Annotated in this window: 19 protein-coding genes; 2 read left to right on the top strand and 17 right to left on the bottom strand. The window is 72.8% G+C overall.

Going from position 1 to position 19237, the window contains the following annotated elements; all coding sequences use genetic code 11:
* Nucleotides 1-5: 5 nt before the first annotated feature.
* From CUT39_RS00190 to CUT39_RS00145, 10 genes are all read right to left on the bottom strand, one after another.
* On the bottom strand, nucleotides 6-1103 hold the full coding sequence (locus tag CUT39_RS00190; protein ID WP_100443936.1) for a glycosyltransferase family 4 protein: 1098 nt from the start codon (nucleotides 1101-1103) through the stop codon (nucleotides 6-8).
* The gene (gene murJ / locus CUT39_RS00185; RefSeq protein WP_100443935.1) at nucleotides 1100-2731 is read right to left on the bottom strand and encodes a murein biosynthesis integral membrane protein MurJ; all 1632 of its coding nucleotides are present in this window, start codon (nucleotides 2729-2731) and stop codon (nucleotides 1100-1102) included. The genes CUT39_RS00190 and murJ overlap by 4 nt, the downstream gene beginning before the upstream one ends.
* Complete coding sequence (locus CUT39_RS00180; protein WP_198586751.1) at nucleotides 2728-3612, bottom strand: hypothetical protein; 885 nt, start codon at nucleotides 3610-3612, stop codon at nucleotides 2728-2730. The genes murJ and CUT39_RS00180 overlap by 4 nt, the downstream gene beginning before the upstream one ends.
* Nucleotides 3613-3621: 9 nt before the next feature.
* The gene (locus tag CUT39_RS00175; RefSeq protein WP_157930396.1) at nucleotides 3622-4554 is read right to left on the bottom strand and encodes a copper transporter; all 933 of its coding nucleotides are present in this window, start codon (nucleotides 4552-4554) and stop codon (nucleotides 3622-3624) included.
* On the bottom strand, nucleotides 4551-5747 hold the full coding sequence (gene steA, locus CUT39_RS00170) for a putative cytokinetic ring protein SteA (protein ID WP_100443933.1): 1197 nt from the start codon (nucleotides 5745-5747) through the stop codon (nucleotides 4551-4553). The genes CUT39_RS00175 and steA overlap by 4 nt, the downstream gene beginning before the upstream one ends.
* Before the next feature lie 65 nt (nucleotides 5748-5812).
* Nucleotides 5813-7549: a DNA repair protein RecN gene (gene recN / locus CUT39_RS00165; RefSeq protein ID WP_100443932.1), complete on the bottom strand. Its 1737-nt coding sequence runs from the start codon at nucleotides 7547-7549 to the stop codon at nucleotides 5813-5815.
* Nucleotides 7550-7586: 37 nt separating this feature from the next.
* A complete protein-coding gene (locus CUT39_RS00160; RefSeq protein WP_100443931.1) occupies nucleotides 7587-8480 on the bottom strand; it encodes an NAD kinase in 894 nt (297 codons plus the stop codon).
* Between the two features lie 22 nt (nucleotides 8481-8502).
* Entirely contained in the window at nucleotides 8503-9285 is a 783-nt protein-coding gene (locus CUT39_RS00155) for a TlyA family RNA methyltransferase (RefSeq protein ID WP_100443930.1), read from the bottom strand.
* Between the two features lie 25 nt (nucleotides 9286-9310).
* The gene (locus CUT39_RS00150) at nucleotides 9311-9511 is read right to left on the bottom strand and encodes a hypothetical protein (protein WP_100443929.1); all 201 of its coding nucleotides are present in this window, start codon (nucleotides 9509-9511) and stop codon (nucleotides 9311-9313) included.
* A complete protein-coding gene (locus CUT39_RS00145) occupies nucleotides 9508-9867 on the bottom strand; it encodes a phasin family protein (RefSeq protein WP_100443928.1) in 360 nt (119 codons plus the stop codon). The genes CUT39_RS00150 and CUT39_RS00145 overlap by 4 nt, the downstream gene beginning before the upstream one ends.
* A gap of 163 nt (nucleotides 9868-10030) precedes the next feature.
* Between CUT39_RS00145 and CUT39_RS00140 the strand changes: the two genes are divergently transcribed.
* The gene (locus CUT39_RS00140; protein ID WP_100443927.1) at nucleotides 10031-10369 is read left to right on the top strand and encodes an SCP2 sterol-binding domain-containing protein; all 339 of its coding nucleotides are present in this window, start codon (nucleotides 10031-10033) and stop codon (nucleotides 10367-10369) included.
* A gap of 168 nt (nucleotides 10370-10537) precedes the next feature.
* Complete coding sequence (locus CUT39_RS00135) at nucleotides 10538-10885, top strand: SCP2 sterol-binding domain-containing protein (protein ID WP_100443926.1); 348 nt, start codon at nucleotides 10538-10540, stop codon at nucleotides 10883-10885.
* A 53-nt stretch (nucleotides 10886-10938) separates the two neighbouring features.
* Here the strand turns inward: CUT39_RS00135 and CUT39_RS00130 are convergent, their stop codons facing one another.
* Genes CUT39_RS00130 through CUT39_RS00100 form a run of 7 tightly spaced genes read right to left on the bottom strand, consistent with a single transcriptional unit; the run spans nucleotide 10939 to nucleotide 19213 of the window.
* Nucleotides 10939-11970 (bottom strand): HAD-IIA family hydrolase, encoded by a 1032-nt coding sequence (locus CUT39_RS00130; protein ID WP_198586750.1) that lies wholly within the window; start codon nucleotides 11968-11970, stop codon nucleotides 10939-10941.
* On the bottom strand, nucleotides 11945-13165 hold the full coding sequence (locus CUT39_RS00125) for a hypothetical protein (RefSeq protein ID WP_100443924.1): 1221 nt from the start codon (nucleotides 13163-13165) through the stop codon (nucleotides 11945-11947). The genes CUT39_RS00130 and CUT39_RS00125 overlap by 26 nt, the downstream gene beginning before the upstream one ends.
* A gap of 51 nt (nucleotides 13166-13216) precedes the next feature.
* The gene (gene tyrS, locus CUT39_RS00120) at nucleotides 13217-14473 is read right to left on the bottom strand and encodes a tyrosine--tRNA ligase (RefSeq protein WP_100443923.1); all 1257 of its coding nucleotides are present in this window, start codon (nucleotides 14471-14473) and stop codon (nucleotides 13217-13219) included.
* 33 nt (nucleotides 14474-14506) lie between these two features.
* Entirely contained in the window at nucleotides 14507-16420 is a 1914-nt protein-coding gene (locus CUT39_RS00115; protein WP_157930395.1) for an RNB domain-containing ribonuclease, read from the bottom strand.
* A gap of 10 nt (nucleotides 16421-16430) precedes the next feature.
* Entirely contained in the window at nucleotides 16431-17156 is a 726-nt protein-coding gene (locus CUT39_RS00110) for a cupin domain-containing protein (protein ID WP_100443921.1), read from the bottom strand.
* A 2-nt stretch (nucleotides 17157-17158) separates the two neighbouring features.
* Entirely contained in the window at nucleotides 17159-18073 is a 915-nt protein-coding gene (locus CUT39_RS00105; protein WP_100443920.1) for a DUF6807 domain-containing protein, read from the bottom strand.
* A gap of 42 nt (nucleotides 18074-18115) precedes the next feature.
* On the bottom strand, nucleotides 18116-19213 hold the full coding sequence (locus tag CUT39_RS00100) for a Gfo/Idh/MocA family protein (RefSeq protein WP_198586749.1): 1098 nt from the start codon (nucleotides 19211-19213) through the stop codon (nucleotides 18116-18118).
* Nucleotides 19214-19237: the final 24 nt, after the last annotated feature.

Below are 19237 nucleotides of genomic sequence, written 5' to 3'. Positions count from 1 at the left end.
GCGGATTATCTTCCCGTCAGTTCCAGGTAGAGCGCGTCGAGCGAGTCGAGCATCTGCTCCTCGTCGGGCCAGGTGGCGGCCTTGGCGCGGCCGGCTTCGCCGAGTTCGGCGAGTCCGCCGCGGTCGGCCAGGAGGCCGGCGACGGCGGTGTCGAGGGCGTCGACGTCGCCGACGTCGATCAGGGCGGCGGCGTCGCCGACCAGTTCGGGGATGCCGCCGGTGCGGGTGGCGACGAGGGGGGTGCCGGCCTGGAGGGTCTCCTGGGCGAACAGTTGCCGGCCCTCCCATTTGCTGGTGACGACGGCGAGGTCGGCGGCGGCCAGCAGGTCGGCGACGTCGGTGCGGTGGCCGAGCAGGCGCACGTCGGCGCCGGTGGCGTCGACCAGGTCCCGCAGGCGGGCGTGTTCGGGGCCGTCGCCGGCGATGGCGACGACCGGCGACGGGTCCAGCTTGGTCCAGCGGCCGGCGGCGGCGATGAGGGTGTCGTAGTCCTTCTGCGGGTGCAGGCGGCCGACCGAGACGATCAGCGGCCGGTCGCCGACGTCCAGTTCGGTGCGGACGGTCTCGGGGCTGCCGCCGCCGCGGCGCGGCGGGGCGGCGACCGGGGAGAGGCGGGCGTCGGCGGCGCCGAGGGCGACCAGGTGGGCGTGCAGGTCGGAGGAGACGCCGAGGGCGACGTCGACGCCGCGGGCCAGGCGCTTCTCGAGCTGGTCGGAGACGCGGCGTTTGAGCCCGGCGGTGAGCAGTTGGTTGTGCCAGGTGGTGACGAGCGCAGCGCCGGAGGGGCGGGCGGTGAGCGCGGTGAGGCCGGCGGTGAGGCCGTGGGCGTGGACGAGGTCGACGCCGCGTCCGGTGGCGCCGCGGAGGGCGCGGCGGGCCGCCCGCCAGGCGGCGGGGAGTTCGGGCGAGGGCCGGGCGGTGATCGGGGCGGGCGCGAAGCGGGCGCCCTTGTCGCGGAAGCCGAATCGCTCCTCGGTCTCGGGCGGCCCTACGACGAGGACGGCATCGCCGCGCTCGACCAGGCCGCCGGCCAGGGAGGCGACATGGGTGCCGATGCCGCCGGTCGAGGGTCCCAGCACCAGTGCGATGCGTCGGTGGCTCACGGGTTGTCTCCGCTCTCTGTCTCCGTTGGTCCGTTCGGTATTGTGCCAGTGCGGCGCCGCACGGCGCGCAGGATGTCGCGCCGGTCGACGAGGGCCGCCACCCCAACGTAGACCAGCGCGGCGATCAGTCCGGCGACGACGCCCTCGGTCAGCGCCGCCAGGACCGACGCGGTCTCGCCCCACCAGGCGATGAACGCCCGGGCGGCCGCCACCGCGGCGGCGGTGGCGGCGAGGGTGGCGGCGGCGGCCCGGCCCATGCCGCGGAGGCTGGCCGCGCCGGTGCGGACGCCCACGACCGCGAGCAGGGCCACGCCGGTGACGGTCATGCCGATCGACCAGGCCGCCGCCAGGGCGACGGTGCGGTGTTCCTCGTCGATGACCGCCGACAGCGCGAACGCCGACGCGGCTGCGGCGGCCCAGCCGGCGGCGACGGCCACGGCGGCCGCGTAGGCGCGGTCGACCGCGTACAGCCCGCGGGAGAGCACCGCGAACAGGGAGTACCCGAACAGGCCGAAGGCGAGTCCGGCGAGGGTGCCGCTGATCTGGGATTCGGGGGCGGTCTGCTGGACCCGGCCCAGCACGGTCGCGATCGGTTCGGACACCCCGGCCAGGGCGGTGACGCCGAGGCCGGACAGGACCAGCACCGCGCGGGTGGTGGAGGCGAGCGTCCGCTGGTAGTCGGCGGTCCGCCCGAGCGAGTGGGACTCGGACATGCCGGGGTAGGCGGCGATCGCCAGCGGGACGGCCAGGACGGCCCACGGCAGCAGGAAGAACGTCTGGGCGACGGTGAAGACGACCACCGGGCCGTCGTCGCCGGCGTCGTTGGCGAGCCGCAGCAGCACCACTTGGCAGATCTGCTGCGCCCCGAGGGTGACCGCCCCGGCGATGGTGAGGGCCCTGACGCTGGCCGAGACCGAGGCGTCGAACCGCCAGGTGGGGCGCAGGTGGAGCCCGAGCCGACTCATGGGGATCAGCAGGCATCCGGCGAGTACGGCGACGCCGGCGGTGGTGCCGAGCGCCAGCAGCCACAACTGGCCCTGGGTGACGCCGGCGGCGTCGTCCTGGCGGCCGGAGACGGCGGCGTAGAGGACGTAGACGCCGATCATGGTGACACTGGAGAGCAGGGGCGCCAGCGCGGGCCAGGCGAAGCGCCGGTGGGCCTGGAGGACGCCGGTGAGGACCACGGCGATCCCGTACAGCGGCAACTGGGGGGCGAACAGGACGAGCATCTCGGTGCCCGCCTCCACGGTGGCGGGCTTGACGTTGTCGGTGGTGACCAGTTCGACCAGCGGCCGGGCCAGCAGGGCGACGCCTACCCCGATCGGGATCAGCGCGGTGAGCGCCCAGGTCAGCAGGGCCGAGGCGGTCCGGTCGACCTGGGCCTGGTCGCCCCGGGCGAGCGGTGCCGCCAGCAGCGGGATGGCCAGCGCCGCCAGCGCTCCCCCGGCGACCAGTTCGAAGATCAGGTTGGGGATGGCGTTGGCGCTCTGGTAGGCGGCGCCGAGGGAGAGGTAGCCGACCGCCCAGGTGAACACCAGCATCCGCCCGAATCCGGCCAGGCGGGAGCCGATGGTGATCGCACCGATCAGGGTGGCGGCACGACCGACTTCTCGTCGGGTGTCGGTCACGCCTGATTCCGGCCCAGCTCGTCCAGTTCGCGAAGTCCGGGCGTGTCGGCGATGACACGGGTGAACGAGACGCGCTCGCTGGCGCCGATGAGCGCGGCGAGGCCGGCGAGCGCCAGGTGGCGTCCGACCGGGCCGGTGCGGGCGATGAAGGCCAGGCCGAGGAGCGCGCCGAGCGCGTTGGCGCCGCAGTCGCCGAGCATGGTCTTGCCTTCGAGGTCGTCGCTCATGGCCGCGGCGGCGGCCGAGGAGACGGCGATGGCGGTGCCGGCCCCGCCGGCGGCGGTTTTGCGGGCCTTCGGGCCGGGCGGGCGGGTCAGGGGCGCGGCCAGGGCGCTGACGACCTTGAGAGCGCGCCCCGGGCGCAGGTCGAACAGGTTGATGAGGTTGGCGGTGCCGGCGACGACGCCGCCGGCGACGCCGATGTTCCACAGCCGCGACGACCGGCTGCGGTGCCGCTCGGCGTTCGCGGCGTCGACCAGGGCGGCGCCGGCCAGCCCGGCCGAGGAGATGCCGAGCAGTTTGGCCAGCCCGGCCGAGATCCGGCCCTTGCGCAGCGCCGCGACGTGGCCCTTGAAGCCCTTGGCCTTTTCGCCTCGGGCGTCGGCGATGTCGTCGTAGAGCCCGAGGGCGCCGCCGGTCAGGCCGACGGTGGCCGCGGCGGCGGCGTAGGCCGGCGAACTCGCGCCGACCACGGAGGCCGCGGTCGCGCCGACGGTGACGCCGGGTCCCTCGGCCAGGCTCACCGTTTCGCCGCGGTGGTTGACGCGGTCGAGGTCGGTGGCCCATTTGGAGCGGCGGACGGCGCCGATGGCGGCGATGGTGCCGCCTGCGGCCAGGCCGCCCAGGAACGCCCGGCCGGCTGCGCGGGATAGCTGGCTCATGGCCGAATCCTAAGCCGCTTCAGGGAGTCGCCCTTCGGCGCCCTCCCCGGTGCCGAGGTGGTGGGCCCGGCCGGTGGCGATCAGCTCGGACAGGGCGGCGACGGCGGCTATCTGCCCTTGCGGGCTGCCGGCGTTGTCGACGGTGGCGACGGTGACCTCGCGGTCCTCCTCGCGCAGGGTGCCCACGGGGTTGTCGTCGCCGACCGAGGAGGTCGCGGCGTACACCGAGGCTTCATTGGCGGCGAAGGCGGTCGTGACGGCGACCACGCCGGCGTTGCGGGCCTCGGCCTCGGAGTCGGTCGCGGCGGCGGCGCCGACCAGGACGATGCCGTCGGCCTCGCCGGTGGGCTCGGACTCGACGGTGAGCATGCCGAGCTCTTCGAGCCCGGTGGTGACGGTGGTGATGTCGCCCGATTCGATCTCGACCGGTTCGCCTTCGAAGCTGCCGGTGGCGACCGCGGCGAGGACGGCGCTCATGGCGGCCACGCCGTCGTAGGTGACCGGCGCTTCGATGGTGTCGGGGGTGACCCCGTCGACCAGGTCGGCGAGCTGGTCGGTGTTGGCCGGGTCGAGGAAGTCGTCGAGCACCGAGATCCGCCCGGCGACCTCGGCGTCGGCGTAACCGAGCATCTGCTCGACGCTGTCGGCGGCGGCCGAGTCGACCCCGGGCATGGAGACGATGAGCACCTGCCGCTCGGCGAGTTCGCCGGCGAGGTAGGAGGGGGCGATCTCGGAGGCGAACGACTGGTCGTCGTTGAGTTCCTCCTCCAGTTCGGTGATCTCGGCGCGGTAGGCGGCGTTGCTGTCGCGCAGGTTCTGCGTGGTCGCCTCGAGCGCGTCGATGGCCGGGCCGTTGAGGGCGGCGGTGCCGAGGATGAGGCCGACGGTGAGCGCCAGGAACACGGCGGTGAGGCTGACCAGGTGGTAGCGGAAGTTGATCACGAGAAGAGCCTTTGGATTTGGTAGAGCAGTCCGTCCCACCAGTCGGCGATGACGTCGATGAAGGAGCGGCCCACGGTGGAGATCGCGACGGCGGTGGCCATGGCGGCGAGGGCGGAGACGATGAGCAGCAGCAGTGCCGACACGGACATGTCCTGCCGGTAGAGGCGCGACACGCCCTTGGCGTCGACCAGTTTGCCGCCGACGCGCAGGCGCGTGAGGAAGGTCGAGGCCATGCCGCCCCGGCCCTTGTCGAGGAACTCGACCATGGTCACGTGGGTGCCCACCGCGCAGATCAGGGACGCGCCCTTCTCGTCGGCCAGCAGCATCGCGATGTCCTCGGAGGTGGCGGCGGCCGGGAAGGGCGTGGCCGGGACGCCGAGCTTGTCCATGCGTTCCATGCCGGGCGCGCGGCCGTCGGCGTAGGCGTGGACCACGATCTCGGCGCCGCAGCGCAGGGCGTCGTCGGAGACCGAGTCCATGTCGCCGACGATCATGTCGGGCGAGTAGCCGGCCTCCAGGAGGGCGTCGGCGCCGCCGTCGACGCCGACCAGGACGGGCTTGAACTCGCGGATGTAGGGCCGCAGGACGTCGATGTCCTCTTTGTAGTTGTAGCCGCGGATGACCACCAGGGCGTGGCGGCCGTTGAAGTCGGTCTTGACCTCGGGGACCCCGACGCCGTCGAGCAGCAGCTCCCGCTCGCGCTTGAGGTACTCCATGGTGTTGGCCGCGAAGGCCTCGAGCTGGACCGACAGGCCCTCGCGCGCGGCCTCCATGTCGGCGGCGACGCTCTGCTCGCTCTGCAGCGTCCCGGAGGCGACCTCCTCGCCGCCCAGCAGTACCCGGTCGCCCTCGATGGAGGCGGTCTTGCCTTCGCGGACGACGTCGAAGATGCCCTCGCCGACCTCGTCGATCAGCACCACCCCGGCCTTCACCAGCACTTCGGGGCCGAGGTTCGGGTAGCGGCCGGAAATGGACTTGGCCGCGTTGACGACGGCGGCCACGCCGGTGGCGACGAGCGAGTCGGCCGCCACGCGGTCGAGGTCGACGTGGTCGATCACGGCGATGTCGCCGGGTTCGAGGCGGCCGCAGAGCCGCTTCGTCCGGCGATCGAGCCGGGCGGGACCGACCAGCCGGTCGTCCCCGGAGTCGCCCTCCGGGTTACGGCCGGGCAAACGCAAGCTAGGTACACGCATCGTGCATCATCATGCCATTCGTCCACCGGTGCGGGGCGGCGGCGCGCCGCCGGCCCGGTGGGAGGCTATCCTTTCAGTTTGGCGGCTTCGGCCAGCAGTTCCTCGGCGTGGGCCACCCCGAGGTGGGAATCAGGCATCCCGGCCAGCATGCGAGCGAGCTCACGGGCCCGCTCGGCGTCGTCGACCACCCGCAGCCCGGAGACGGTGACCGAACCCGAGGTGTCCTTGCTCACCACCAGGTGGCGGTCGGCGAACGCGGCGACCTGCGGCAGGTGGGTGACGACCAGGACCTGGTAGCGGCGGGCCAGCTTCGCCAGGCAGCGGCCGATCTCGACCGCGGCCCTGCCGCCGACGCCGGCGTCCACCTCGTCGAACACCAGCACCGGCGGGCCGCCGATCCCGGCGAAGACGACCTCGATGGCGAGCATGACGCGGGACAGCTCCCCGCCGGAGGCGCCCTTGTGCAGGGCCGCCGGCCTCGCGCCCGGGTGGGGCCGCAGCAGCAGCTCGACCTCGTCGGCGCCGTCCTCGGTGGCGCCGGAGACGGCCTCGTCCACCGCCAGATCAATCCCGCCGCGGCCGGCCGGGCGCGGTTCGACCGCGGCGGTGACCTCGGCGTGCGGCATGGCCAGGCCCTTGAGCTCGGCCGAGACGGTCTCGGAGAGCCGTTCGGCGGCCGACCTGCGGGAGGCGCGGAGCCGGGAGGCCAGCTCGCCGGCGCGGGCCTGGAGCTCGCCGTGGCGGGCCTCCAATTCGGCGACGCGCTCATCGGACACGTCCAGCTCGCCCAGGCGCTTGCGGGCGTTCTCGGCCCATTCCAGGACTCCGGTCAGGTCCTCGGCGTACTTGCGCAGCAGCGTCTTCAGGGCGGCCTGGCGCTGGTAGATCTCCTCGAGGCGGGCCGGGTCGGCGTCGAGCTCGTCGAGGTAGCCGGACAGGTCGACCGCGGTCTCCGACAGCAGCGCCCCGGCCTCGGACAGTCGCGAGGCGAACTCGCCGATCTTGGGGTCGGCGGCGGCCTCGTTCTCGAGGGCGCGGGCGGCGGAGCCGACGACGTCGGCCGCCCCGCCGTCGCCGGTGGACGGGTCCCCGGTCAGCGTCCCGTGGGCGGTCGCGGCGGCCTGCCGGAGCGTCTCGGCGTTCTCCAGGCGGCGGGCCTCCTCGGCCAGCTCGGTCTCCTCGCCGGCCTGCGGTTCGACCGCGGCGATCTCCTCCAGGCCCAGGCGCAGCGTGTCGGCCTCGCGGGCCATGTCGCGGGCACTCGTGCGCAGGCGCGCCAGCTCGGCGGCGCAGGCGCCCAGTTCGGCGTGGGCCGCCCGGTAGTCGTCCAGGATCTTGCCGTGGTCGGGCCCGGCGAAGCGGTCGAGGGCGGCGCGCTGCTCGGCCGGCTGCAGCAGCCGCATCTGATCGGACTGGCCGTGCACGGAGATGGCCAGCGCCCCCAGCTCGCCGAGCACGCCGACGGGGGCGGCGCGGCCGCCGACCCAGGCCTTGGAGCGGCCCTCGGGTGAGACGGTGCGGGACAGCAGCAGCTCGCCCTCGTCGAGTTCGGCCCCGGCCTCTACCGCGCGTTCGCGCAGTTCGAGGGCGCCCTCGCCGATGAGGAATCGTCCTTCCACAAGGGCCTTCTCGGTGCCGATGGGGGCGCGGGACGCCCGGCCGCCGAAGAGCAGGCCGAGACCGGCGACCACCATCGTCTTCCCGGCGCCGGTCTCGCCGGTGATGCAGGTGAGACCGGGGGCGAGCGGAAGCGTGGCGTCGGCGATCACGCCCAGGTTCTGGATGCGAAGCTCGTCCAACACGACTCCGAGCCTATCGGTTCGTTCCGACACCCGTCGCCTAGATGCGGCCGTGGCGCCAACCGTCAACGGGCAGCGAGAGTTTCGTGACCAGGCGGGAGGCGAACGACCGGCCCGACATGCGCACCAGCTTGACCGGCAGATCGGAGCGGCGGACGGCGACGGTGGATCCGGCGGTCAGCTCGGCGATCGGTTTGCCGTCGGCGATGAGCGCCCCGGCGGTGCCGGCCGATTCGACGCCGATACGGATCCGCGAGGAGGAGTGGACGACCATCGGCTTGGCGAACAGCGCGTGCGCGTTCATCGGGACCACCACCAGTGCGTCCACATCGGGCCAGACGACCGGCCCGCCGGCCGACATCGCGTGCGCGGTCGATCCGGTCGGCGAGGCGCACAGGATGCCGTCGCAGCCGTAGCGGGAGATCCGGGCGCCGTCGATCTCGACGAACACCTCGAGCATGCGGGCCGGTTCGGCCTTCTCGACGGCGATGTCGTTGAACGCCCACGAGGCGGTGATCTCCCCGTCGGCGCTCTCCGACTCCACCGCGAGCGTGGTGCGCTGCTCGACGTTGTAGTCGCCTTCGAGCAGGCGGGCCACGACCGTCTCCAGCTCGCCGGTCTCGGCCTCGGCCAGGAAGCCGACGCGGCCGAAGTTGACCCCGAGCAGCGGGACGCCGGCCTCGGCGGCGAGCCGGGCCGACCGCAGGACGGTGCCGTCGCCGCCGAGGGCGAGCACCAGGTCGGCCGGTTCGGCGGCGCCTCGGTCGTCTACCAGGATCGCCTCGGCGCGGCCCAGGGAGGCGACCCGGCCGGTGAGGATCCGTGCGGCGACGCCGGCCCCGCGGAGCGCGGCGGCGATCTTCTCGGCCAGCTCGGCCACGTCCTCGCGGAGCGGGTGGGTGACGACCAGGACCCGGCTCGGCTTCGGCTGCACTCGGCTCAACCGCCCTTCTTCATCAGGCGCCCACCGCCGCGAACACGTCCTCGCGGGTCAACGTATCGGTGCGATGGCGCATGAGGCAGAAGAACTCTACATTCCCCTTGGGGCCGGGCAGCGGGCTCGGCACCACGCCGGTGGTGCCCCAGCCGAGCTTCTCGGCGACCTGGACCACCTTCCAGACCGCCTCGCCGCGCCGGACCGGGTCGGTGACGACGCCGCCCTCGCCGACCCGTCCCTTCCCGACCTCGAACTGCGGCTTGACCATCGGCAGCATCGTGCCCTCGGGGCGGGTGCAGGCGGCCAGCGCCGGGAGCACCAGTTCGAGTGAGATGAACGACAGGTCGCCGACGGTCAGGTCGACCGGGCCGCCGAGCGTTTCGGGGGTGAGGCGGCGGACGTTGGTGCGGTCGTGGACGGTCACGCGCTCGTCGGTCCGGAGCCTCCAGGCCAACTGGCCGTAGCCGACGTCGACCGCCAGCACTGCGGCGGCGCCGCGGCGCAGCAGGACGTCGGTGAAGCCGCCGGTGGAGGCGCCGGCGTCGAGGCAGCGGAGGCCGGCCGGGTCGAGGCCGAAGGCGTCGAGCGCGCCGATGAGCTTGTGGGCGCCGCGGGAGGCGTGGTCGTCGGTCTCCCCCACCAGGCGGATGGAGTCGTCGCCGGTGACGCCGGTGGCGGCCTTGGTGGCCGGGATGCCGCGCAGCCGGATCCGGCCGTCCGCGATCAGTTCGCGGGCGTGGTCCCGGGAGCGGGCGATCCTGCGGCGGACCAGTTCGGCGTCGAGGCGTTTTCGCGCTGGCATGCGGCGGGCCGGTTTCCGGTCGGGCTCAGGCGTCGTCGACGTTGCCGAGGATGTCCGACAGGCGCTGCTGGACGCCTTCGAAGACGGCTACGTGATCGGTCACGGCCAGGTCCGGCAGGGCCTCGAGGCGCCCGAGGGCGGCCTCGATCTCGCCGCCGATCTCGTCGGCGTCGGCGTGCCCGCGGAGCCGGTCGGCGATGCTTCCCGGTGTCGGTTCGTCGGTCATGCCTGCTCTTCGTCGTTCGGTGCCTCGGCCGCCGGTTCGGCGGGACCGACCGCGGCGTGCTCGGTCTCGAGGCGCAGCCGCAGTTCGCGCAGCTCGTCCTCGGTGTGCTCGAGGCGGAGGTTGAGGTCGTCGAGGTCGGACTGGGTCGCCAGTCCCAGGCGCGAGAGTCCGGCGTCGACCTCGGCGCGGACGAGGCGGCCGATGTCGGTGACGGTGCGCGAGCCGTGGCTGCGGACCTGCTCGGCTCCGCCGCGGAGGTCCTCGCGGACCTTGCCGGCGAAGTCGCGGGCGCGCCGACCGGGTTCCCCGGCGAGGCTGAAGACGGTGTCGAAGTAGGCGCGGGCGGTGTCGGCCATGGCCTTACTCCTTCCTGCTCGGCGGTCGAGGGGCGCGGCTGGTGGCTACCTCAACGGTACTGCCACGGTACCCGGGGCGGGTCGCGCCCGCCGGGCTCTACCGGGCGGTAACCTTCTGAGGGGGCGCACCGCCGCCGCTACACCGAACGAACAGGAGGGCACCATGGCCACCGCCGACGAATGCCGGACCGCTCTGGAGCAGTTCGCCGCCGATCTCGCCGCGAATCCCAAGACCGTGCGCAAGCTGACCGGGTTCGAGCGCGCGCTCGCCTGCGACATCACCGACCTGGAGACGTCGTTCCACGGGAGGTTCGAGGGGGGCAAGCTCGTCGACATCACCGAGGGGGACGAGCCGGACGCGCAGATCCGGATGGTCGTCTCCTCGGACGATCTGGTGAAGCTCGTCGCCGGCGAGCTGGACTTCAAGAAGGCGTTCATGTCCAAGCAGGTCAAGATCAAGGCCAACATGATGGACATGATGAAGCTGCAGGGCGTTCTCTGACGACTTCGGACACGGTCCGTGGGGCCCGCCGGGCCGCGCTCCGATATCACGGACCGTGACCGTTTCGTTGGCTCCCGGTCGGACGCAAAGGCTTTCGACGCACGTTGTACCCTTCTGGCCAGTCGAGCCCATCGCGCTCAACCCGCAACTCACTGGGAGGACCATAATATGGCCACTGTGGACGAATGCCGCAACGTACTCGAGAAGATGGCGGGCAAGGTCGCCAAGAAGTCCGGCGACTTCGAAGGGCTTGAGGACTTCGAACGCACGCTGGCCTGCGAGATCACCGACCTCGACACCTCCTTCAGCGCCAAGCTCTCCAACGGCAGCCTGACCGACCTGATCGACGGCGACGACTCCGACGCCGAGGTGCGCATCTCGATCGCCTCCGACGACCTGATCAAGCTGTCCAAGAAGCAGCTCAAGCCCGCCAAGGCGTTCCTGACCGGCAAGGTCAAGGTCAAGGCCAGCGTCAAGGACCTCGCCAAGCTCCGCAAGGCCCTCAAGGTCGACTGACCGCGGCAGCGAGCGAACAGGCCCGGAACCGCCCCGCGGTCCGGGCTTTCGTGCTATCGGAAAAGCTTCTCGGCCGCCGGACCGCGCGCCCGCGGCTCCCGGTCCGGATCGAGACCGGCCATGTCCATCGCGGCCCACGACAGCTCGCACAGCGCCCGCCAGCCGTCCAGGTCGGCCCCTTCGCCGCCGAGCACGATCCGCCCGCGCTCGAGCACGGCGGTCCAGCCGCCGCACTCGACGCGGTCGACCGCCTCGTTCCAGTGCAGTCGCGGGTGCGTCTCGGTGAGCGCGCCGATGCTCCACCCCAGGTGGGTAGGCCGACGCTCGGGCGGCAGGCGGAGCGCCTCGCGCGGCGATACGACCCCGGTGAAGACCAGCAGCGAGTCGATCCCGGCGCGGTTGGCGCCCTCGATGTCGGAGTCCGGGCGGTCGCCGACCATGATCGCCCGCCCGCCGGGCCGGCGGGCCAGCGCGGCCTCGTAGATCGGCGGCCGGGGCTTGCCGGCCACGAGGTCGGGGCCGCGGCCGAGCGCGGTGCTCACGGCGTCGGCCAGCGCGCCGCTCCCCGGCAGGGGCCCGTCGGGCGTCGGCAGGGTGGCATCGAGGTTGGCCACGGCCCAGAGCGCCCCGGACCGGGCCGCGACGGTGACCGCGGTCAGGTCGCGCCAGGTGAGGTCGAACGTCATGCCGAAGGCCACGGCCTGCGCCTCACGAGGCTCGTCCGCCAGGGCGAGCCCGGCGGACTCGAGCGCTTCGCGCAGGGCCGCCGATCCGATCGACAGCACCTTCGCACCCGACCCCACTCGATCAACGATCCCGGAGGCGACGACCTGGGCCGAGGTGAGGATCTGGTCGGCTCGGGCCGGGATGTCCATGCCGTGGAGGGCCTCGGCGACGGTCTCGGGGCTGCGGGAGGCGTTGTTGGTGACGAACACCGGCTCGCAGTCGTGGACCGGGAGGTCGCCGATGGTCGCGGCGGATTCGGGGATGGGCTGCCCGAGCAGGTACACGACCCCGTCGAGGTCGAGCAGCGCCAGGTCGTAGGCGGAGGCGAGCGGCTCAGTCGCGGCGGTCAGCCGTGTCATCGGATTCCTCCGGTGCCGGGGGCCGGTCGGCCCCGATCTCATCGTCGGGCTCGTATTCGAGTTCTTCGAAGTCGACGCCTTCGAGTTCGAGGAGGCGCTCGGCGGCGCCGCTCAGGCCCGCCTCGTCGGCGGCGACGGCCTTGGACAGCCATTCGCGGGCCTCCTCGTCGCGGCCGTCGGCCAGCAGGTGCTCGGCGTAGGCGAAGCGGAGCCGGGCGACCCACGGTTCGGCCCTCGGCGAGTTCAGCGCGCCGACCTTGAGCATGGCGGTGGCGGCCTCGTCCATGCCCATGTCGCGGCGGGCGCCCGCCGCGACGATGAGCAGCTCGACCCGGGTCTCGGGGTCGATGCTCTCGTCATCGCCGAATTCGCGGTACAGGTCGATGGCGCGCTCGGGGTGGCCGGTGGCGCGCTCGCAGTCGGCGATCATGGCCACGTGGTCGCGGTTGCCGCCGAGCCGCTGGGCGGCGCGCAGCTCGTTCATGGACAACTGCCACTGTCCGGCGCCGTAGGCGGCCACGCCGGTGACCTCGCGGACGCTGGCGACGCGGGAGGCCTTGCGCCGGGCGTAGCGGGCCTGTTCGAGGGCGCCTTCGACGTCGTCGGCGGCCATGAGCGCGGCGGCGGCGATGAGCCGGTTGCCGACCGCCTCGGCGAGCTGCTTGTTCAGGCTGCGCAGCCCCGCCTTGGTGGCCTTGTCGAGCTGGTCGAAACCGTACTCGAGGCCTTCGGGGAGGTCGGGCGCCCGGTCGGACTCGCCGATGCGGACCGGGCCCTCGTGCCCGGCCTCGCGCTCGTCGAGGGGGCGCAGGCCGTCCTTGCCGCGGCGGGGCTTGCCGTCGCGCCCGTACCGGTCGTCGTCGCGCTCGCGCCGCGGGCGGTCCTCGCGGCGGCCGCGGTGCCCGTCGCGGAAGCCGCCTCGGCCGCGGTCGTCGCGGTCGCGGCGCCGCCCGCCGCGGTCCTCGAACCGGCGCGGCCGGTCGTCGCGGTCACGCCGGGGACGGTCGTCGCGATCGTCGTACCGGCGGCGCGGCCGGTCGTCGGAACCGAAACCGCCCCGGCCGCCGCGATCGGCGTCGCGGTCGCGGCGCGGCCGACCGCCGCGGTCGTAGCCGCCCCGGTCCCGCCGTCCGTAGCCTCCTCGGCCGCCTCGCCGGTCGTCGTCGCCCCTTCGGGCACGGCCGCTGTCAGCCACGTGATCCTCCCCCTATGCGTTCACCGCGACAAAACCAACCAAGCATACGCCTCAGGCGAACACTTCCGCCCCGGCCACGGTCTTCTTCCCGCGCCGGATCACCGCGTAACGACCGTGCAGCAGGTCGGCGCGGTCGACCACGGCGTTCGGATCGGTCACCCGGACGTTGTTCAGGTACGCCCCGCCCTCCTTGGCGGCCCGGCGCGCCTCCCCCAGGCTCGCGACCACGCCGGCCTCCTTCATGAGTTCGGCGACGCTGACCTCGGGCTTGTGGATCTCGGCCAGACCGGCCTCGACCAGGGCGGCCCGCAGCGTCGCCTCCGGCAGCTCGGCCAGCTCCCCGCGCCCGAACAGCGCTCGAGAGGCCGAGACGGCGTGCGCGGTCTCCTCCTCGCCGTGCAGCAGGGCCGTCAGCTCCTCGGCGAGCGCGCGCTGCGCCGACCGCGCCGCCGGCTTCTCCGCGGTGGCCCGCTCCAGCTCCTCGATCTCCTCGCGGGACCTGAACGAGAAGTACCGCAGGTACCGCACCACGTCGGCGTCGTCGACGTTGAACCAGAACTGGTAGAACGCGTACGGGCTGGTCAGTTCGGCGTCGAGCCAGGGCCCCTTGCCGTCGCTCTTGCCGATCTTGGAGCCGTCGGCGCTGGTCACCAGCGGGGTCACGAAGGCGTGCACGTGCCTGCCGGTCTTGCGGCGGATGTAGTCGACCCCGGCGGTGATGTTGCCCCACTGGTCGGAGCCGCCGATCTGCAGAGTGCAGCCGTGGCGGCGGTGAAGCTCGTAGAAGTCGTTCGACTGCAGCAATTGGTAGGCGAACTCGGTGAACGAGATCCCGGACTCCAGGCGTGCCTTCACGATCTCGCGGGAGAGCATCTTGGAGACCGGGAAGTGCTTGCCGACGTCCCGCAGGAACTCGACGATGCCCATCTCGCCGGTCCAGTCGAGGTTGTTGACGGCGATAGCGGCGTTGTCCCCGTCGTAGGTGACGAACGGGGCCAACTGCTCCCGGATCTTCTCGACCCATCCGGCGACGACCTCGGGCGGGTTGAGGGTGCGCTCTCCGGCCTCCTTGGGATCGCCGATCTGCCCGGTGGCGCCGCCGACCAGCAGCAGCGGGCGCAGCCCGGCCCGCTGGAGGCGGCGGGCGGTCAGCACCAGCATCAAGTGGCCCACGTGCAGACTCTCCGCGGTCGGGTCGAAGCCGACGTAGAAGGTCACGAGCCCCGAGTCCAGGTCCTTCCGGAACGCTTCGAGGTCGGTCGAGTCTTGGATCAGCCCGCGCCAGGCCAGGTCATCGAGAATATGCACGTGACCATTCTGCCTTAGCGGGTATTGCGCGCTTCACGCCTCGGGCCGGCCTGTTTCCCGCATCATTCTGACCGCGGCCTCGATGTGGACCCGCAGGCCCTCGGCGGCGGCGTTCTTGGCGGCCTGCTTGCTCGCCCCTTCGCCCACGGAGCCGATGTCGACACCGCTGCTGTGGAGGACCGCCCCGCACTCGCAGGTGTAAACGCGCTCGTGCGGCGGGCCCTCGTGATCGAAGTTCCAGAACAGGTCGTCGACCACCCCGCGCGCGAAGTAGATCTGGACGGCCTCGACCGGGTTCAGCTCCGGGGCGACCAGGGCCGGGGGCCGCGGTCGGCCGGGGTCGATCTGGCGCGGATCGACGTCGTCGGACAGGTCGGGCAGGTCCGCGAGCGAGGCCGCCAGCGACAGGGCCGCCTGGTTGCGGGCGTCCTTCTTGGTGCGCTGGGTGCGCACGGCCGAGCTGCGGCGCTCGCCGTTGAAACGCAGCTCCAGCCGCGCCCGGAACGCCGCGATGCGCAGGCCCGGCACGGACTCGACCTCCCAGACCATGTCGCCGGCGCCCACCGGACCGCCGACCTGGTCCTGCAGGTACTTGTTGATCAGCGAGACCGCGAAATGCGGCTCGGTGCACAGCCGGTGGTTCAGTCTGACCCGCAGATCCGCGAACTCGGGGGCCTTGGCGTCGAAGTAGACCGCGGCGAACTCCCGGAGCTGCAGCTCCCCCGCCTCGAGTCGGCGCTCGGTGTCGGCGACGAGCCCCTCCGGGGCCTCGTCGCGCTCCACCGCGACGCGCAGGACCTTTGCGAACTGGTGGTAGGGCAGGTTCCCGAACTCGGCCTCGTCGAGGCGGCGTTCGGCGGCCTCCTTGGCCCGCTTCCGGAAGTGCTCGGCGGTGCGCTCGCGCTCCTCGGCGATGCGGTGGTTGATCTCGTCGGCCAGCTCGGTGAGGGCCTCGGGCGAATAGGGTGCGGGATCGCCGGCCACGGCTGCCAGGAGGATCCGCTGGGTCACCAGGTCCGGGTAGCGGCGGATCGGGCTGGTGGCGTGGGTGTACACCGGCAGGCGGAGGCCGCTGTGCCCGCCGACGGTCGGGCCGTACGTCGCCTGGCGGGAGACCATCCTGGTGCGCCGGCGCAGCATCTCGAACGCCTCGGCGTCGCCGGCGGCGGCCACCTCGTCGAGCTCGTCGCGCAGCTCGGCCGGATCGCCGGCGACGGCGGCCATGCGGTGGTTGCGGAACAGGATCGGCAGATCATGCTCGACCGCCCACGCCGCTATGTGGGCGTTCGCGGCGATCATGAACTCCTGCACGATCACGTACCCGGAGTTGCGTTCGGAGGCGTCCAGCCGCACCAGCCGGCCCTCCTCGTCGGTGGCGAAGCCGCTGAGCAGGTCGTAGAACGCCATCGCGCCCGAAGCCCGGCGGGCCGCGAGCATGCTCTGGGCGAAGCGCAGCGCCGTCGCGAGCGTGCCGTGCAGCTCGTGGCCCGGGTCGGAGGCGGCCGCGGCCGCCTCGCCGTGGCTGATCGCCCAGGAGCGGGTCAGGCGCCCGGGCCCAAGGTCGAAGTCGAGCGGGTGGCCTTCGGAGTCCACCCGGAGGTGGACGGCGAAGGTCTCGCGCGGCCCGCCCGGTTCGAGGCTCGCGGCCTGCTCGACCGGCTGCGGGAGCATCCGGCGGTTCCGCTCGGGGCGGTAGAGGGTGTGGACGCGGCGCCGCGCCTCCAGGTCGGCGCGGTGCCCGGCCGGGACGTGGTCGGCGACGCGGGCGATGTGGACCCAGACGTCGTAGCCGTCGTCGCGCGGTTCGATCCAGATGGCGTCGTCACGGTCCACGGTGGTCTCGGCGTCGATCATGACGCCGCTCTCGGCTGGATTGCAGTCGGCCAACTGCGCTCCTTCGGTGTCCAGCGACGATGGTAGTCGCCGCCGGACACCGAAGGTCACCACGTCCGGACGGTCACTCCCGCGGGCGCAGGTCCCATGCCTCGAGGCGGCCGCACATGCCCCAGCGGTGGGCCGGACCGCCGCCGTCGGAGACGTGCGAGTCGCCCAAGTGCGCCGGGTCGGCCGCGGCGAGCGCCGTGAGGTGGCCGCCGGTGGCCTCGACCTGGGCGCGGGGGCCGGCCTCCCAGAGCCCCCGCCAGGTCTCGACCCGGCCGGAGACGATCCGGGCGGCGGCGTCCCACAGCGGCTCCATGGCGCTCGCGCCCTCGGACTCGACGCGTTCGCGCAGCGCCAGGTAGCCCTCGACGGCGAGGTCGCGGCGGGCCCGGGCCGCCTCGGCGCGCTCGTCCTCGGTGAGGTCCGGCGCGGCGGGCGCGCGGGTGACCGCGGCGTAGGCCTCGGGATCGTCGAGGGTGTCGGGCGGGTAGGTGAGGACGGCGTCGCCGGCCTCGGGGAGCCCGGCGTTCTGCATCACGACGGTGAGCTCGAGGTCGCCCGAGCCGTTGATGAGCCGGTGGACCGTCCCGGGCGTGAACCACAGGACCGTGCCGCGCTCAAGGGCATGACGCCGGTAGCCGTCGCCGGAGAGCGTCTCGACCGCGCCGGTGCCGCGAGAGACGACGTAGCCCTCGGTGGAGGCGGTGTGGAGATGCGGCGAGCCGCCGGCCTGTCCGTCGGCGGTCGGCCAGTCGTAGACCGAGACGATGGAGACGGCGGTGCCGCCGGGGAAGCCACTCATCGCTATCCCAGTCGGGCCAGTTCGGCTGCGGCGAGCTCGGCGGTCTTGCCCGCTCCCTCGGCGCCGGTGTCGCCGTTGCAGACGGCGACCGCGTGGCGCAGGGTGACCGTCCGGCCCGGTTCCATCGGCAGCTCGGCGTCGAAGAACGGGGCGGGGCAGACCGCCGCGAACGGGGTCGTCCGCACGAACCACTTGATCGGCGCGCCGGGGTTCTCCGGATGGTCGGTGAAGACCAGTGTGGACTCGGCGTCGTTCGAGTCGTGCTTGCCGTGGAAACCCATCCAGTCCCCGCGCACGCCCATCATCTCGTCGCCGCCGGTGCCGGCGGCGGTGTAGACCCGCCCTTCGGTGAACGACCGGGGCCCGCGCCAGAAGAAGCCGCCGTACCCGGCGTTCTCGCGGCCCTCGGTGGTGGGGCTGCCCATGACCACGACCTGGTCGGTGTCGTTGGTGACCGCCGTGGAGAACGACAGGACCCAGGTGTCGTCGCCGGTGACGGTGGCGGCGAAGGCGCGCTTCTCGCTGAAGAAGTGGTCCCCGTCCTGGGTGACCCACTCGAGCTCCTCGGCGACCTTGACGCCCTGGTCGCCGGATTCGAGCTCGGTGAAGGAGCGGTGCTCCATCGAGCCGTCGTTCTTCTCGTCGACGTAGCCCTGGCCGCGCCGGAAGGTGCGCCCGCCCCAGAAGTTGTGGGGGCCGCAGTTGGGCAGCGAGAGCGCGATGCCCTTGTGCCACACGTGGTCGTGCGGCCGGTACAGGCTGACCTGCTGGCCGGCGAGGTCGCGGATCGGTTCGAAGTAGGGGCGGGGCGATTCGAACTGGTCGTTGTCCGGCCGGTAGACGTAGCGGAGGAGCTCCAAGTCCCCGTGCCGGATCGAGAGTTCTCTGTCCTCGATTTGGTCGAGCTGCAGCGTCATCGGTTGTTAACTCCGGTTCTCTGGTGAGGGTCGCGGGGATCGTCACTTGCGGTCCGGCCAGGGCGTCCCGGCCCCGTCCATCCGCTGATAGTACGGGGAGGTCGGGTCGATGTCCCCGGCTCGGACCGGCTTGCCGGTGAAGGCCGAGGCGTAGATCGCCGAGATCAGCTCCAGGGTGCGGCGGGCGTCCTCGGCGGTCACCGGTGGCTTGGCCCCGGCGTCGAGGGCGTCGGCGAGGACGGCGAACTGGGCGCCGTGGCCGGACCGCCGGCCGCGGGGCTCGGCGCCCCAGGCGCCCATGACCTCCTCGGCGTGGGCCTCGATGGGGGTGACCGTCCAGTCGGCGTCGCCGTATCCGTAGAGGTGGTCGAGTTCGACCGTGGCGTGGTCGTAGTCGAGGCGGATGTGGGAGGTCTCGCGGGGGCTCAGCAGGGAGTTCGTGATCGACACGCTGGCGCCGCTTTCGAGGGTCACGATGGCGTGGGAGACGTCCTCGGTGTTGGTGGCGCGGCGGTGCCGGTGGGCGGTGGCGACCACCTCCGCCCAGGGGCCGACGATCGACAGCAGCGTGTCGATCTGGTGGATGCCGTGGCCCATGGTCGGTCCGCCGCCCTCGGTCTCCCAGCGGCCGCGCCACTCGACGGCGAAGTAATCCTCGGGCCGGAACCACAGGGTGTCGCACTTGGCGATCGCGAGCGGGCCGAGCACACCGGAGGTCATCATGTTGCGCACGCGCTCGGCGGCCGATCCGAAGCGGTGCTGCGAGATCACCGCGAAATCGCCCTTGGAGGAGGCCGAGGCGGCGGCGATGCGGTCGAAGTCGGCCAGGCTCAGCGCCGGTGGCTTCTCGCAGACGACGCCGACGTCGGCCCCCAGCGCGGCGACGGCCCCGTCGGCGTGGGCGCCGGGCGGGGTGCACAGGTCGACCAGGTCCGGTTCCTCGGCGGCGAGGAGCTCCTCGATGGAGGCGTAGCCGCGCTCGACACCGAAGGCGGATCGGAAGTCCTCGAGCCGGTCGGCGGCGGGGTCGACCGCGGCCACGATCTCGAACCGGCCGGGGACGTGCTCCCGGATGCTCTTGGCGTGCAAATGGGCGATGCCCCCGGTGCCGACGATGGCAAGGCGGTAGGTGGAGGACACGGTGGCTCCTATGAATGCGCGAGT

It is taken from the genome of Glycomyces xiaoerkulensis, assembly GCF_002798405.1.
Taxonomy (GTDB): domain Bacteria; phylum Actinomycetota; class Actinomycetes; order Mycobacteriales; family Micromonosporaceae; genus Glycomyces; species Glycomyces xiaoerkulensis.
This window is presented reverse-complemented; position numbering and strand designations above follow the sequence as displayed.

Bases quoted from the DNA above. Each gene is read 5' to 3' on its own strand.
- CUT39_RS00180 (WP_198586751.1), bottom strand. From the start codon at position 3,612: ATGAGCCAGCTATCCCGCGCAGCCGGCCGGGCGTTCCTGGGCGGCCTG.
- steA (WP_100443933.1), bottom strand. From the start codon at position 5,747: ATGCGTGTACCTAGCTTGCGTTTGCCCGGCCGTAACCCGGAGGGCGAC.
- CUT39_RS00155 (WP_100443930.1), bottom strand. From the start codon at position 9,285: ATGCCAGCGCGAAAACGCCTCGACGCCGAACTGGTCCGCCGCAGGATC.
- CUT39_RS00150 (WP_100443929.1), bottom strand. From the start codon at position 9,511: ATGACCGACGAACCGACACCGGGAAGCATCGCCGACCGGCTCCGCGGG.
- CUT39_RS00145 (WP_100443928.1), bottom strand. From the start codon at position 9,867: ATGGCCGACACCGCCCGCGCCTACTTCGACACCGTCTTCAGCCTCGCC.
- CUT39_RS00140 (WP_100443927.1), top strand. From the start codon at position 10,031: ATGGCCACCGCCGACGAATGCCGGACCGCTCTGGAGCAGTTCGCCGCC.
- CUT39_RS00135 (WP_100443926.1), top strand. From the start codon at position 10,538: ATGGCCACTGTGGACGAATGCCGCAACGTACTCGAGAAGATGGCGGGC.
- CUT39_RS00130 (WP_198586750.1), bottom strand. From the start codon at position 11,970: ATGACACGGCTGACCGCCGCGACTGAGCCGCTCGCCTCCGCCTACGAC.
- CUT39_RS00110 (WP_100443921.1), bottom strand. From the start codon at position 17,156: ATGAGTGGCTTCCCCGGCGGCACCGCCGTCTCCATCGTCTCGGTCTAC.
- CUT39_RS00105 (WP_100443920.1), bottom strand. From the start codon at position 18,073: ATGACGCTGCAGCTCGACCAAATCGAGGACAGAGAACTCTCGATCCGG.